General features: G+C 72.0%; 8 protein-coding genes. 3 read left to right on the top strand and 5 right to left on the bottom strand.

Annotation, left to right across the window (positions count from 1 at the left end; genetic code table 11):
* From tesB to ACWGH4_RS24430, 5 genes are all read right to left on the bottom strand, one after another.
* On the bottom strand, nucleotides 1–871 hold an 871-nt coding region (tesB, locus tag ACWGH4_RS24450), incomplete at its 3' end, for an acyl-CoA thioesterase II (protein WP_307706536.1).
* A 10-nt stretch (nucleotides 872–881) separates the two neighbouring features.
* Complete coding sequence (locus ACWGH4_RS24445; RefSeq protein WP_441263127.1) at nucleotides 882–2,039, bottom strand: acyl-CoA dehydrogenase family protein; 1,158 nt, start codon at nucleotides 2,037–2,039, stop codon at nucleotides 882–884.
* A 179-nt stretch (nucleotides 2,040–2,218) separates the two neighbouring features.
* The gene (locus tag ACWGH4_RS24440) at nucleotides 2,219–2,653 is read right to left on the bottom strand and encodes a hypothetical protein (RefSeq protein ID WP_453464540.1); all 435 of its coding nucleotides are present in this window, start codon (nucleotides 2,651–2,653) and stop codon (nucleotides 2,219–2,221) included.
* 285 nt (nucleotides 2,654–2,938) lie between these two features.
* Nucleotides 2,939–3,421, bottom strand: coding sequence for a hypothetical protein (locus tag ACWGH4_RS24435; RefSeq protein WP_453464537.1), 483 nt, complete (start codon nucleotides 3,419–3,421; stop codon nucleotides 2,939–2,941).
* A gap of 104 nt (nucleotides 3,422–3,525) precedes the next feature.
* On the bottom strand, nucleotides 3,526–4,962 hold the full coding sequence (locus ACWGH4_RS24430; protein ID WP_453464534.1) for a PucR family transcriptional regulator ligand-binding domain-containing protein: 1,437 nt from the start codon (nucleotides 4,960–4,962) through the stop codon (nucleotides 3,526–3,528).
* 159 nt (nucleotides 4,963–5,121) lie between these two features.
* On the opposite strand from ACWGH4_RS24430, the gene ACWGH4_RS24425 reads away from it, so the two are divergent.
* From ACWGH4_RS24425 to ACWGH4_RS24415, 3 genes are all read left to right on the top strand, one after another.
* Nucleotides 5,122–6,600: a sodium:solute symporter gene (locus ACWGH4_RS24425; protein ID WP_453464531.1), complete on the top strand. Its 1,479-nt coding sequence runs from the start codon at nucleotides 5,122–5,124 to the stop codon at nucleotides 6,598–6,600.
* Between the two features lie 63 nt (nucleotides 6,601–6,663).
* The gene (speB, locus tag ACWGH4_RS24420) at nucleotides 6,664–7,635 is read left to right on the top strand and encodes an agmatinase (RefSeq protein WP_441263122.1); all 972 of its coding nucleotides are present in this window, start codon (nucleotides 6,664–6,666) and stop codon (nucleotides 7,633–7,635) included.
* On the top strand, nucleotides 7,632–9,314 hold the full coding sequence (locus ACWGH4_RS24415; protein ID WP_453464527.1) for a thiamine pyrophosphate-binding protein: 1,683 nt from the start codon (nucleotides 7,632–7,634) through the stop codon (nucleotides 9,312–9,314). Before speB ends, ACWGH4_RS24415 begins: the two co-directional genes overlap by 4 nt.
* Nucleotides 9,315–9,330: the final 16 nt, after the last annotated feature.

Raw genomic sequence — 9,330 nt, 5'->3', positions numbered from 1 at the left:
GGCGCGGGACGCGGACCACGCCTTCCTGGATGACCGAGATCGCCAGCTGCCCGTCCTGGGTGTAGATACGGGCCTGGCCCAGGCCCCGGCCGCCGGAGGCGGAGGGTGACTGCTGGTCGTACAGGAGCCATTCGTCCGCGCGGAACGGCCGGTGGAACCACATTGCGTGGTCCAGCGACGCTCCCACGACGTCCCCGACCGCCCAGCCGCCCCGGCCGTGGGCGAGCAGGACCGAGTCGAGCAGCGTCATGTCGGAGACGTACGTCGCGAGGCAGACGTGCAGCAGGGAGTCGTCGGCGAGCTTGCCGTTCGCGCGGAACCAGACCTGGGAGCGCGGCTCGCGCGGCCGGCCCGCCGTGGCGTACGGCGGCTCGTCCACGTAACGGAGGTCGACCGCCGCCCGTGCCTCGAGGAGCCGGTCCACCACGCCGGGGTCGACGAAGCGGTCCGCGTAGCGCGGCAGCATCTCGGCGGCCGTCGGCAGCGATTCCGGGTCCGGCGCGTCAGGCATCTCCGCCTGGTGCTCCAAACCCTCCTCCGGCGTCTGGAACGACGCCGAGAGGTGGAAGATCGGCTGGCCGTGCTGGACCGCGACCACCCGCCGGGTCGTGAACGACCGGCCGTCGCGGATGCGGTCGACCGTGTAGACGATCGGGGCGCCCGGGTCGCCCATGCGCAGGAAGTACGAGTGCAGCGAGTGCGCCGTGCGGTCCGCCGGGGCCGTCCGGCCCGCGGCGACCAGCGCCTGAGCGGCGACCTGCCCGCCGAAGACGCGTGGGACCACGGCCGAACGGGAGCTTCCCCGGAAGATGTTCTGCTCGATCTGCTCCAGGTCGAGCAGATCGAGCAGCTCGTCGAGCGCTTGGTTCACGTCAGGGAACCTACAGGCCCATCGACTTGGCGATGATGGACTTCATGACCTCGCTGGTGCCGCCGTAGATACGGTTGACGCGGTTGTCGGCGTACAGGCGGGCGATCGGGTACTCGTTCATGTAGCCGTAGCCGCCGTGCAGCTGGAGGCAGCGGTCGATCACACGGTGGGCGACCTCGGTGCAGAACAGCTTCGCGGAAGCGGCCTCCGCGGCGGTCAGCTCGCCGGCGTCGAGCGCTTCCAGCGCGCGGTCGGCGACGGCCTCCGCCGCGTCCACCTCGGCCTGGCAGGCGGCCAGCTCGAACTTGGTGTTCTGGAACGAGGCGACCGGCTTGCCGAAGACCGTACGGTCGGTCACGTACTGCTGGGCGAACCGGACGGCGGCCTTGGCCTGGGCGTACGCGCCGAACGCGATGCCCCAGCGCTCGGACGGCAGGTTCTGGCCGAGGTAGTAGAAGCCCTTGTTCTCCTCGCCGAGCAGGTCCTCGACGGGGACCTTGACGTCGACGAAGGCCAGCTCGGCGGTGTCGGAGGTGCGCAGGCCCAGCTTGTCCAGCTTGCGGCCGACGGAGTAGCCCTCGGACTTGGTGTCCACGGCGAACAGGGAGATGCCGAAGCGGCGGTCGTCCTCGCGCGGGGCGGACGTACGGGCGCAGACGATCACACGGTCGGCGTGCACGCCGCCGGTGATGAAGGTCTTGGCGCCGTTGAGGACGTAGTGCGTGCCGTCCTCGGAGAGCTTGGCGGTGGTCTTCATGCCCGCGACGTCGGAGCCGGTGCCCGGCTCGGTCATCGCCAGCGCCCACATCTCCTCGCCGGTGACGAACTTCGTCAGGTAGCGCTTCTTCTGCTCGTCGGTGGCGAGCAGCTTGATGTAGGGGAGGGCGAGCAGCACGTGCACACCGGAGCCGCCGAACTGGACGCCCGCACGGGAGGTCTCCTCGTAGAGGACGGCCTCGAACTTGTGCGTGTCCAGGCCCGCGCCGCCGAACTCCTCGGGCACGTTGATGCCGAAGATGCCCAGCTCGCCGAGCTTGTAGTAGAAGTCGCGCGGCGCCTGGCCTGCAGCGAACCACTCGTCGTAGACGGGGACGACCTCGGCCTCGATGAAGGCGCGGATGGTGTCCCGGAACGCCTCGTGGTCCTCGTTGAATACGGTCCGGCGCACGGACGCCTCCTCGGTGACTGTGACTGTGTGGGCACGCTGGCACATGGCTAAGCGCTTGCTCAGGCTAAGTTACCGGGGGGTTGTTGAAAGTGTCCATAGTGATGCTGAGCACGTACGGGCGTGACGACGCCCCCGTCGCGTGGACGGAGGCGTCGTCGATGGGCGGGCTGTGGGCGGTCTCAGCAGGCGATTCCCTGCGAGCGCAGCCATTCGCACTGCGTCTCGCCGGACGTCTTGCCGCCGTCGTAGGCGCGGGGGTCCTTGTACGCGGGGCCGACGGGCTCGTTGTCCTCGAACACGCCGTCTCCGTCGATGTCCCCGCCGTCGGGGTCGATCGTGCCGCCGGGGTTACGGCAGTTCTGGCGGTCGGCCGGGTCCGTGGTGCACTGCTTCTTCGCCGCGGCCTCCGCCGCCGCTGCGCTCTGGGCCGTGGCCTGGGTCGCCAGGGCCTTCCCCAGCGGGGCGGTCCCGATCTGCAGGGAGACCTTGGGGAGGTCGGCCGGTGGTCGGGGTGCGGAGGCCTCGGCCCCGCAGGCGGAAAGCGTCGAGAGCAGGCAGGCTGCCAGAACGGTGGTGCCGGCGAGCGTGCCGGTCCTGCGGCGGGTCATGTGCATGGGCCCACACTCCGACCAATGAGTGATTTGTCCGATTGTGCGACGAACGCTACGGCGGTTCCCCCGACCGGTCAACGTTTCGGAGCCTGCCGTTCCGACCGCTCGGAGTGCGTCGGACCATGACGAACGTGGCCGGACCCGCTCCGGCCGCAGGCGCCGCCGTGTTCGTCCGAGGCGCTCTCAAGGTCTACGCGGAGGGGCATCTGAACGACTGAGGAAACCGTGCCCGACGGCCTGCACCGGCAGCCCCTCGCAGGTGGCCCTGAACCGGCGGCAGAGGCGGGCTCAGCCCGGCAGTGCCGGCGGCGGGCCCGGATGGGGGTCCTCCGCGTCGTAGGCGGAGAGCGCCGCCTGGCGGTGGTCGAGGAGTTCGGCGAGATCCTCCGGGGACAGGTTCTCGCGTGCCAGCTTCACCGTGGCTCGGCCTTCCAGGGCCGCCCACGCGTGCCGGGCGCGCTTGTTGGCGCGGCAGCGGGTGTCGCTGCGGAGGAAGCCGGCGCCGGCCGCGAAGCCGGCGGAGGCGAGGGCGAGCAGGGCGGCGGGGACGCGGGCGTCCGCCGTGGCGAGGCCGGCGGCTCCGGCGGTGCCGGCGAGGAGGGCGGCGGGGAAGCCGAGGGCGATATGGGCCTTGGTCCAGAACTCGGCACGGCGGTGGGCGAGTCCCTTCTGGTGCGCCGCCTCGTCCCGTAACCGCTCGATCTCGGCGCGCAGGCGGCGCGCCGGCCCGTCCGGGTCCGCGACCCTGGTTCCGTCAGCAGGAGTGACCATGCGGGAATTCCAACACACTTGCCGGGCAAGGGGATTGGTGCGTGGTGACAGCTTTCGGTGGCGTCGGTCGTGGGCTTGTCACGGAACCGTGGACGTCGGACCACCTACCCGTGCCGCAGTGCGAACCACAGCTCCATCCGGACGTCCACGTCGTCCAGGTCGGCGTCCAGCAGGGTCGCGCAGCGGCCGATGCGCTGGCGGACCGTGTTGCGGTGGATGCCCATGGCGGCGGCGGTGCGGTCCCAACTGCCGTGCAGGGAGAGCCAGGTCCGCAGCGTCTCGACGAGCGCGGGGGAGTCGGCGAGCGGCGCCAGGCGTGCGCGGGCGTCGTCGGGGGTGAGCGGTCCGGACTCGCGGTGGCGCACCAGCGGTCTGCCCGTCGTGAGCGCACGGCGCAGGGCGCGTGCCGCGTGCGTGTCGGCGAGGGCGAGGTCCCGCGCCTCTGCGGGGGCGCTGACTCCGAGCGTCCAACCAGGCTGGGCCACGACGGCCGTACTCGCGGGCAGCAGCAGGCGTACCGCCGTGCCGTCGGGTGTCTCGACCAGGGAGGTGCCCAGCGCCGCCGCCAGCGCGGCCGCCGCGAACGGGGTCCCGTCGCCGCCCTGGGCGTGGACCACCGTCCAGGGGCCCGGGTCCAGGGAGCGCGCCGCCTCGGCCGGCGTCTCGCCGAGGAGCAGGCGGACCAGGGCCGCGTCGCGTACCGCGGAATCCGCGCCCCGTCGCGGGGCCGTGAGCAGGGAGAGCAGGACGACCGCCACCCCGGCGATGGTGTGGTTCCCCGGCTCGTGGTGCTCGGACGCGACGGCGAGCGTGAGTCCGTCGGCGCCGCCGAGCGCGTACGCGGCGAGCCGCAGCCCCCCGCCGTCCCCGCTCGCCGTCGCCGGTCCGCCCGGGCGCGGGCCAACCACCCCCGCCAGATCGGCGAGTGCACGGCTCGCCGCGTCGGGGATCGGGCGGCCCGCAGCCGCCGACTCCGTACCGTCCGGGGCGAAGAGCACCGCGCGCCCGCCGAGCCGCGAGGCCAGCGCGCCGAGCACCGCGGGGACAGGGGCCGGCCGGGCAGCCGCCGTCGCCAGCGACTGCTGCGCCTCGGTCACCCGCCGCAACTCCTGGAGGCGGGCCTGGGCCATCAGTCGCCACAGCGCCCGGGCCACGGCCGTAAACGGCGTCTGCGGCGGCACCTCGACCAGCGGCAGGCCGTGGCGTGTGCACGCCGCGACGAGCTCCGCGGGCACGGTGTCGTACACCGGAGCCACACCGAAGCCGAGCGCCGCCGCACCCGCCTCGACCACACGTTCCACGTACCGCGACGGGTCGCTGAGCTGCACGCCCGCCGTCATCAGCAATTCACCGCCGAGGAGGTACGGATAGGGGTCCGCCATCTCGGAGGTGTGCACCCAGTGGAGGGCGGCGTCCTCGGAGCCGGTGAGCAGGCGCAGCCCGAGGTCCCGGCGGGCGAGCAGGGCGGCGAGCGGGACGGCCGGCGCCGGTGGCGTGGATGCGGGCTCCTGAGCGGACACGGCGGTGGACCCTTCGTACATCCATCGTGGGACCGATGGATGAAACGTACACTTCAGCGTCGCTTTCCGGCCACCTACTGTCATGCCATCCAGCGGCAGCGGGTACGGGCGGATGTCCCCGCGATCGGCCCTGGCACTTTCCCCGCACGACACGCCACTGAGGTGAGCAGAGGAGGGCCCATGGCCGTCGACTACGCAGTCATCGTCCTGTACCTGGCCAGCATGCTGGCGATGGGCTGGTGGGGCATGCGCCGCGCCAGGTCCAAGAGCGACTTCCTGGTCGCGGGCCGCAGGCTCGGCCCCTGGATGTACTCGGGAACCATGGCAGCGATCGTGCTCGGCGGCGCGTCCACCATCGGCGGCGTCGGACTCGGCTACAAGTACGGACTCTCGGGCGCCTGGATGGTCTTCACCATCGGCCTCGGCCTGCTCGCGCTGTCCGTCTTCTTCTCCGCGCGGATCGCCCGGCTCAAGGTCTACACCGTCTCCGAGATGCTCGACCTGCGCTACGGCGGCAAGGCCGGCGTGATCTCGGGCGTCGTCATGTGGGCGTACACCCTGATGCTGGCCGTCACCTCGACCATCGCCTACGCGACGATCTTCGACGTCCTCTTCGACCTGCCCCGGACCGCCGCGATCATCCTCGGCGGCACGATCGTCGTCGCCTACTCGACCCTCGGCGGCATGTGGTCCATCACGATCACCGACATGGTGCAGTTCGTGGTGAAGACCATCGGCGTGCTGCTTCTGCTCCTGCCCATCGCCGTCGTCAAGGCCGGCGGCTTCGCCGAGATGAAGGCGGCCCTGCCGACCGCTTACTTCGAGCCGCTCGGCATCGGCGGCGAGACGATCTTCACGTACGTGCTGATCTACACGTTCGGCATGCTCATCGGCCAGGACATCTGGCAGCGGGTCTTCACGGCCCGCACCGACAAGGTAGCCAAGTGGGGCGGCACCGTCGCCGGTACGTACTGCCTCGCCTACGCCCTCGCCGGCGCCGTCATCGGCACGGCCGCCAAGGTGATCTACCCCAAGCTGCCCAGCGCCGACGACGCCTTCGCCACCATCGTCAAGGACGAGCTGCCGATGGGTGTGCGGGGCCTGGTGCTGGCCGCCGCGCTCGCCGCCGTCATGTCCACCTCCTCCGGCGCGCTCATCGCCTGCGCCACCGTCGCCAACAACGACATCTGGTCCCGGCTGCGCGGCCTCACCGCCAAGGCCGAGGGCGAGCACGACGAGGTCAAGGGCAACCGCGCCTTCATCCTGATCATGGGCGTCGGCGTCATCCTCATCGCCATCGCCCTGAACGACGTCGTCCAGGCCCTCACCGTCGCCTACAACCTGCTCGTCGGCGGCCTGCTCGTGCCCATCCTCGGCGGTCTGCTGTGGAAGCGCGGCACCGTGCAGGGCGCGCTCGCCGCGGTGACCGTCGGCGGTCTCTCGGTCATCGGCCTCATGGCGGCATACGGCATCCTGGCCAACCAGCCCGTCTATTACGGCCTGCTCGCCTCCCTCGCCGCGTACGTGGCCGTCAGCCTGGCCACCCGGCCCACCGACCCGGCCGTGCTCGCCGCCTGGCGTGAGCGGCTGGCCGGCCGAGGCGGCGACGAGACCGAACCGGAGGCCCCGGCCGCCGAGGCCGCACCGGTCCGCAGTTAAAGTCGTACAAACGCCCTCAAACGGCTGAATGCGCAACGAAGCGCAAGAAGGAAGGCATGTCACATGAGCAGCAACGAGCAGCCGCGCGGCCCCGTCGACTCCTCCCGCATCCCGCGGTACGCCGGACCCGCCACGTTCGCCCGGCTGCCCCGGCTCGACGAGGTCGGCCGTGCCGACGTCGCCGTGGTCGGCGTCCCCTTCGACTCCGGGGTCTCCTACCGCCCCGGTGCGCGCTTCGGCGGCAACGCCATCCGCGAGGCGTCGAGGCTCCTGCGCCCGTACAACCCGGCGCAGGACGCCTCGCCCTTCGCGCTCGCCCAGGTCGCCGACGCGGGTGACATCGCGGCCAACCCGTTCAACATCAACGAGGCCGTCGACACCATCGAGGCCGCCGCCGACGACCTGCTCGGAACCGGCGCCCGGATGATGACGCTCGGCGGCGACCACACCATCGCACTGCCGCTGCTGCGTTCCGTCGCCAAGAAGCACGGGCCGGTCGCCCTGCTCCACTTCGACGCGCACCTCGACACCTGGGACACCTACTTCGGCGCCGAGTACACGCACGGCACCCCGTTCCGCCGCGCCGTCGAGGAGGGCATCCTCGACACCGAGGCGCTGTCCCACGTCGGCACCCGCGGCCCGCTGTACGGCAAGCAGGACCTCACCGACGACGAGAAGATGGGCTTCGGCATCGTCACCTCCGCCGACGTCTACCGCCGGGGCGCCGACGAGGTCGCCGACCAGCTGCGGCAGCGCATCGGGGACCGGCCGCTGTACATCTCCATCGACATCGACTGCCTCGACCCGGCGCACGCCCCTGGCACCGGCACCCCCGAGGCCGGCGGCATGACCTCCCGCGAGCTCCTCGAGATCCTGCGCGGCCTCGCGTCCTGCAACCTCGTCTCCGCCGACGTCGTCGAGGTTGCGCCGGCCTACGACCACGCCGAGATCACCTCCGTCGCCGCGTCGCACACCGCGTACGAGCTGACCACGATCATGTCCCGGCAGATCGCCGACGCGAGGAAGACGCAGTGACCCACGACCACGAACTGGTGCTGCGCCCCACCGCGGCCCAGACAGAGGCGGCCCTGAACCCGCCGGCCGGCCGCAACGGCGGCGACCTCGTCGTCGAGACCCTCTCCGGGCTCGGCGCGACGACGGTCTTCGGTCTGCCCGGCCAGCACGCGCTCGGCATGTTCGACGCCCTGCGCCGCTCGTCCCTGCGGTACGTGGGCCTGCGCGTGGAGAACAACGCGGGCTTCGCCGCCGACGCGTACGGCCGGGTCACCGGCGAAGCGGCACCGCTGCTGCTGTCGACCGGGCCCGGCGCGCTGATGTCCCTCGCCGCGCTCCAGGAGGCGGCCGCGGCATCGGCGCCCGTGCTCGCGATCGGCAGCCAGGTGCCCTCCGCCGGGCTCGGCGGCGGCCGCCACGGCTACTTGCACGAACTGCGCGACCAGCAGGCGTCGTTCCGCGACATCGTCAAGTCCGTGCACGTCGTGCGCACGGCCTCCCAGATCCCGTCGGCGATCGCGGCCGCCTGGGAATCGGCGCTGACCGCCCCGCACGGACCCGTGTGGGTCGAGATCCCGCAGGACGTCCTCCTGGCCGGGACCAGCCTCCCGGTCGTCACCGCCATGGACGCCACACCCGACGACGTCGTGCCACGGCCCGAACTCACCGCCGTCGCGGCCGACCTGCTGTCGAACGCCGCCCGGCCGGCGATCATCGCCGGCGGCGGAGTCGTACGCTCCGACGCCTCCGGCAAGCTGCTCGCGCTCGCCGAGAAGCTCGACGCGCCGGTCGTCACCACCTTCGGCGGCAAGGGCGCCTTCCCCTGGGAGCACCCGCTCTCCCTCCAGTCCTGGCTGGAGGACCGCCACACCACCGACTTCCTGGAGTCGGCGGACGTACTGCTCGTCGTCGGCTCCGGCCTCGGCGAACTGTCCTCGAACTACCACACGTTCGCCCCGCGCGGCCGAGTGATCCAGATCGAGGCCGACCTCGGCAAGCTGGAGTCCAACCACCCGGCGCTCGGCATCCACGCGGACGCGCGCCTCGCGCTGTCCGCCCTGCTGGAGACGGTGGCGGAACGCGAGGACCCGTCGGCCGCCGCCTCCGTGCGGGACGTGCTCGCGGCGGTCCGGGCCCGCATCGACGCCCAGGAACTCACCCTGGCGCAGCGGATCCTCGCCTCCGTACGGGAGGCGCTGCCCGACGACTCGCCCAGCTTCTGGGACATGACGATCCTGGCCTACTGGGCCTGGTCCGCCTTCGACGCCCGCAAGCCCAACACCATGCACTCGGCCCAGGGCGCCGGCGGCCTCGGCTACGGCTTCCCCGCCGCCCTCGGCGCGGCCGCAGCCGACCCCTCCCGGCCCGTCCTCGCCGTCTCCGGCGACGGCGGCGCGATGTACTCCATCGCCGAACTCGCCACCGCCCGCCAGTACGGCCTGCCGGTCACCTGGCTGATCGTCGACGACGGCGGCTACGGCATCCTGCGCGAGTACATGACGGACGCGTTCGGCGAGGCAACCGCCACCGAGCTGGCCCGCCCGGACTTCGTGGCGCTGGCGGAGTCCTTCGGCGTCCCCGCTGTCCGCACGAGCCCGGAGTCCCTGTCGGAGGACCTGGCGAAGGCCTTCGCCCAGCCGGGCCCGTCGGTGGTCGTCCTCCCGGCGCTGCTGCGGATGTTCGCCCCGACGCACCTGTGACTGCAGGGGGCGTGGG

It is taken from the genome of Streptomyces sp. NPDC054847 (genome assembly GCF_053610925.1).
This window is presented reverse-complemented; position numbering and strand designations above follow the sequence as displayed.

Excerpts from the sequence above, each read along its gene's own strand:
- ACWGH4_RS24440 (WP_453464540.1), bottom strand. The coding sequence starts at position 2,653 with ATGCACATGACCCGCCGCAGGACCGGCACGCTCGCCGGCACCACCGTT.
- ACWGH4_RS24435 (WP_453464537.1), bottom strand. The coding sequence starts at position 3,421 with ATGGTCACTCCTGCTGACGGAACCAGGGTCGCGGACCCGGACGGGCCG.
- ACWGH4_RS24430 (WP_453464534.1), bottom strand. The coding sequence starts at position 4,962 with ATGTACGAAGGGTCCACCGCCGTGTCCGCTCAGGAGCCCGCATCCACG.
- ACWGH4_RS24425 (WP_453464531.1), top strand. The coding sequence starts at position 5,122 with ATGGCCGTCGACTACGCAGTCATCGTCCTGTACCTGGCCAGCATGCTG.
- speB (WP_441263122.1), top strand. The coding sequence starts at position 6,664 with ATGAGCAGCAACGAGCAGCCGCGCGGCCCCGTCGACTCCTCCCGCATC.